The organism is Endozoicomonas arenosclerae (assembly GCF_001562015.1).
In the GTDB taxonomy this organism is placed as follows: Bacteria; Pseudomonadota; Gammaproteobacteria; order Pseudomonadales; family Endozoicomonadaceae; genus Endozoicomonas_A; species Endozoicomonas_A arenosclerae.
In genome coordinates this window covers 1-4,517 of sequence record NZ_LASA01000214.1, presented here as the reverse complement: position 1 = coordinate 4,517, position 4,517 = coordinate 1, and the positions used below count along the sequence as shown (strand labels likewise).

Here is a 4,517-nt window from a genome sequence, read left to right as displayed (position 1 = left end):
GCTCAATCTTCTTAATAACCCTCATTAAAAAACCATTTTTTATCAGATAATCGTTTATTAATCTTAAGCCAAAGAAATAATCAACTACTAAGCTTTGCAACTCTTAATACATACAGGTTGTAAATCATAAGCATGATTAGTTTTTTAAAAAAAGAATTCATCAAAAAGAGCGCTTATTTATTATTAACTTTGAGCAGCACTCACGCCTTTTCTCAGGATAACGCACTGTCCTACCAGTTTCTTAATAGAACATTCACCATTACAAGAGACTTTCAGGGTCAGATTCTTTCATTAGGCCATACACGGAGCCTGGTCGATTATTGTTCCGAAGAAGACCTGGACGATCTTGTTTTTGATTTTAGAAACTTCCGAATTACTGACGTGCATCGCTCAGTCATATTGACTCAACCACAAATGATTCAATGTGAGGCTATTAACAGTCGGTCTTACACAGGGCAATACAATTTGATCTCAGGTCTCAACAGAGGAGAGAATACATTAACTGAAATGAAAAAACCTTGGACAAAGTCCTCAGTTACCCCTCCGCAAGAAGGGTATCCGGATGACATTGAATATACTCTTAATATAAGGAATGATGAAGACGAACAATTTATTATCAACAATTTTGAGATCAAAGCTCCCCAACAAGAAGCTTCTGATTTATCTCAGGAAAGCAGTGAGAGATTATTTTCCACAGGCACTTTTGGAAGAAAGTACAGTGTTGCTGTTCGCGAGTTCCAGGGAGCACAATTACAACAAATTGCTTTCAGTCCTGCATGTCGATCCGCCCAGTCTCGCAGTTCGTGTCAGCTGACCACCACTACACCCACTGAACCCAGTCAGTGCCGAATCGAAATGATCTACAAACGCAACGACCACATTAAAACAGTAGAAAGCCTGATCGATTACCGACATTCATTAGCCGTTTTCACTCATGATGAGGAGGACAATACCGTGGAGATTGGTGCATTTGATTTGTTACGAGCTCGTGCACCCGATCAGGCCGATCGCGTATTACTTAACGATGAGCGAATCATGGCCGTCAATAGAATGCTCGCAGGCAACCTGACCATTGTTTCTGCAGAATATGTAAGCAGCAATCAGGATTTTATCAAACTGGTCATATCAATACCCAACAACCAGCAGAATGCTCTTGAAATCAGCGTTAAAAAAGAACGTCTGGATAATGTCTGCATGCAAGCCAATGAGGAACGCCAGCTATCGGATAATGCTCCCTGCTCTCAGCCTGATATCCCCGGAGAATTTTTTGATGGTATTCAGTGCCCTACTTTAGCTCCTCCCACTGTTCCAGCCCCAAATACAGCATCCACTACAAGATCTATAGATAATCCAATAAGCAGTGATGAATTCATTACAACTTCTTCAGCAGATTCAATAACAGCCCAAACAGTTTTGTATAGCTTCCTAACCTATGCATCTGGATACTTCCTGGGTCTCTGGTGATCATTTGGGTCTTTCTCTTGAAAGGCCTAAATATCTTCTATTGCATATTAATAAGATCAATTCAGCACCGGATTAACCCGGCTATTAACTCTATTCAGCTGTCTTTTGAAGTGCCCCATGCCGCGTATTTACAGCTTTTCAAACCTGTCCAGTAAGTTTGTTAGCCATTCTAACATCCTTGTCATGCACTAAGTCCGAAATCACCAACTAGACTGCCTTCGAACCTATCAGAAAACCTTATAAAGGAGATATATATCATGGATCAGATGAGTTCAATGAATGGCCAGTTTGGTCAGCCTTTTGCGTTCGGACAGGGAGGCGCCTTTCCTGGTACTAACCCTATGCAAGCACCATATGGTAATTACGGTTACGGCTATGGCTACACCGCAACAGCTTGCTATCAATACAATCAGATGCCTGCTGCACCTGCTTCAGGATATAGTAGCTACCAGCAAAGCGTTTACGACAGAGACGTAGCGAGTTCCACGTCTGCTGGAAATCATATAGACGAGACCTTTGAGTTTCCTAGACCAGATAGTTTCCCAAATTTCGTTTCTATCAAGTCTGAAGCCCCTAGCTCGCCTGATTCAGGTGTAGATGGCTACAGCACCAGCGATGAAAGTCTTTCCCACAGTGGCTCTTTTGGACCAGGAGCACTTATAACTGCTCTCGGCACCTATGACGATCAGAAGCCAGCGCCTGGTAAAGTACGTGCGGGAAAAACCAAGGTTCTGGACAAAAACAGTGATGAATATCGTGAGAAACGAGACAGAAACAACGTTGCTGTTGCCAAGAGCCGACAGAAGAAAAAAGAGCGTGATATGGCTACCGAAGCCCGCGTAAGAGAACTTGAGACTCAAAACGGACAGCTGCAGGAACAAGTGACTGACCTGACTCAAGAAATCAACATGCTGAAGAAACTCCACCGAGACATTTTCAGCGGCCAACAACAGTCGTAATCCCTTCCCCTGCTGTACCGGGTGCAAACCTGGTACAGCCCTCCCACTCAAACGCGTTGCATCAAGCTTTTCAAGAAGCCTCGGCCAAAATCATGTCAGCGCACTTTTCACCAATCATCATGGTGGGTGCATTGGTATTCCCACCGATCAGATTTGGAATAATGGAGGCATCACAAACTCTGATACCTTCAAGACCACGAACCTTCAAAGTTTCATCAACTACAGAAAGCTCGTCCTGCCCCATCTTGCAGCTGCCTACAGGATGGTAAACCGTTTCTGCCGTGCGGCGAATTACATCCCTTAGAACCTCTTCATTAGTACTTTCAAGGTTTGGAGTAATAGGCCGGGTTATATACTTTGACCAGGCTTTGGAAGCGGCCATATCAAAAGTAATATCCAGAGCCTTTCGTAATACCTGCATGTCGTATTCACTGTCCAGCAGGTTAAAATCTATTTCCGGATAATCCAGTGGATTGGCTGACTTTACTTTAATGGTGCCACGACTTTCAGGTCTTAGATTGCAGCCCTGAATAGAGATCCCTTTGGTTCTGGGCAAGGGGTCGGTCAGGCTGATCATGTAAGTGGGCACAAAGTGGAACTGGATATCCGGGCGACTCAACTCCGGAGAACTCTTCAGGAATGCTCCCCCTTCAATGCCACTGTAGGCCCCAATACCGTCTTTAGTCAGCAACCATTCCAGGCCGATTTTGGCGTTATGGGGGAAGAAATCCAAACCATTCAGGCTGATCTCTGGCTTTGTTTCATAGTTAATATGAAGATCCAGATGTTCCTGCAGGTTGTAACCCACACCAGGCAACTCATGGAGTGTTCTTACCCCGGCTTCAGTCAGATCTGATTCACGACCAATGCCTGATAACTGAAGAATATGCGGGCTTTTAATTGCCCCTGCACTGAGTATCACTTCACGAGAAGCGTTGATGACTTCCGTCTTTTTCCCACTCAGAACTTCTACGCCGGTCACTCTTTTGCCCGACAAAATGACCCGTGTGACTTCAATGCCAGTACGAACAGTAAGATTACTTCGCTTTTCAGCCGGTTTCAGGAAAGCTGCAGCACTACTGCTCCTCAAACCTTTTCGAATGGTTGTCTGATATAAGCCTATACCTTCCTGATCAGCGCCATTAAAGTCTTCACATTCTTTGATGCCAATTTCTTTACCGGCTTCAACAAAAATATCAAAAGCCGGTAGATTGGAGCCCGCATCACTGACCTGCAGTTCGCCCTGGTCACCGTGAAATTCGTTGGCGCCACGTGAATTATTTTCACTCTTCTTGAAGTAAGGCAGTACGTCTTTATAGCTCCATCCATCATTGCCTGCTTCTGCCCAGTCATCATAATCAGATGCGTGACCACGGATGTATACCATGCCATTGACGGCACTGGAGCCCCCCAGCGTTTTACCCCTGGGCACAGACAGCTTGCGGTTACCCATGTTTTTCTGGCGGGTAGACTCCATTTTCCAGTTCAGCTTGCTGCTCTTCATGGCTTCAGCAGCACCGCCGGGCATATGGATCACCGGGTTATTGTCACGGGGCCCTGCTTCCAGCAGCAGCACCTTATGAGCAGGGTTGGCTGAGAGGCGATTGGCCAGTACGCAGCCAGCCGAACCGGCACCGACAATGATAAAGTCATACATAAAAGCATCATCCTGCGTTTTTTATTCGTTATTGGCGGCTTTCCGGTACAGGCAGCTCAGGAACAACCTTTTATAACAGGTACATCAATTATTGAAGATCGTATATTAATTCGATCGACTTAATATCATACAAAAGGACCATGCAGGATAGAAATAGACTGGCGTGTAAAACTAAAAAGCCACCTGCGAATGAGGTGGCTAGGAGCCTGTCGGACTTAACCAGCAAAACAGGTAAAATCCTGATTCCAGTACCAGTAACACTCAAAGCACTATGAATAAGTGGAAGTTCAAACCGGTCGACCGAAACACTCCCGACCTTTTCCCTGCCAGCATCCAGGATTATCTTCCAGAAGGTCATATGGCTCGCTTTGTGGTGGATGTTGTTGACCAGCTCGACCTGTCTCCACTGATCAATTCTTATCGAGGCACAGGATCAA

Annotated in this window: 3 protein-coding genes and 1 pseudogene; 3 read left to right on the top strand and 1 reads right to left on the bottom strand. The window is 45.1% G+C overall.

Annotation, left to right across the window (positions count from 1 at the left end; translation table 11 throughout):
- The first annotated feature begins 507 nt into the window (after positions 1-507).
- Both WG89_RS27590 and WG89_RS27585 read left to right on the top strand, forming a co-directional pair.
- Entirely contained in the window at positions 508-1,464 is a 957-nt protein-coding gene (locus WG89_RS27590) for a hypothetical protein (RefSeq protein ID WP_153301872.1), read from the top strand.
- A gap of 257 nt (positions 1,465-1,721) precedes the next feature.
- Complete coding sequence (locus WG89_RS27585) at positions 1,722-2,423, top strand: CCAAT/enhancer-binding protein (RefSeq protein WP_062270874.1); 702 nt, start codon at positions 1,722-1,724, stop codon at positions 2,421-2,423.
- A 70-nt stretch (positions 2,424-2,493) separates the two neighbouring features.
- Here the strand turns inward: WG89_RS27585 and WG89_RS27580 are convergent, their stop codons facing one another.
- Entirely contained in the window at positions 2,494-4,080 is a 1,587-nt protein-coding gene (locus tag WG89_RS27580; RefSeq protein ID WP_062270872.1) for a GMC family oxidoreductase, read from the bottom strand.
- A 271-nt stretch (positions 4,081-4,351) separates the two neighbouring features.
- Between WG89_RS27580 and WG89_RS32470 the strand changes: the two are divergent.
- Positions 4,352-4,517: pseudogene (locus tag WG89_RS32470) on the top strand (IS5/IS1182 family transposase); the annotation flags it as partial.